This is a genomic window from Pseudoalteromonas sp. S1727, assembly GCF_005886375.1.
Classification (GTDB): domain Bacteria; phylum Pseudomonadota; class Gammaproteobacteria; order Enterobacterales; family Alteromonadaceae; genus Pseudoalteromonas; species Pseudoalteromonas haloplanktis.
In genome coordinates this window covers 1-361 of the sequence record NZ_PNDT01000304.1, presented here as the reverse complement: position 1 = coordinate 361, position 361 = coordinate 1, and the positions used below count along the sequence as shown (strand labels likewise).

Sequence of the window (361 nt, the reverse complement as noted above, 5' to 3'; positions counted from 1 at the left end):
CAATTAGCACAGAAGGAATACGATCAAGCAGTATCTACTCTAAATGGTGAGTCTGCTGAATCATTCGCAGCAACTGGTGCTGAACTTAAATGTGATATCTATACCGTTCAACGTGATGTATGCCAAGCACGTACAGCGTTTCAAGCAGCCGCAGATGCGGGTGGCTTTGAATATTTCCCATTATTGCAAATCAATCTTGATGTCTTGGCAGTAACTAGCCCAGCGGCGTAAGGGTTTACCATGAAAAAATTACCAGCTGCAAGTATATCGATAAGTATGGCTACCGTAATCAGTTACTCATCTAGCGATATATAACAACTCGTCTTGCATGAAATCGTTAATAATATTCAAACCGATAAAT

The 361-nt window shown here is 40.4% G+C and carries 1 protein-coding gene; it reads left to right on the top strand.

The window, feature by feature from the left end:
* The coding region (locus CWB85_RS22110; RefSeq protein ID WP_138556028.1) for a tetratricopeptide repeat protein at positions 1–231 on the top strand (231 nt) is incomplete at its 5' end.
* Between the last annotated feature and the right edge of the window lie 130 nt (positions 232–361).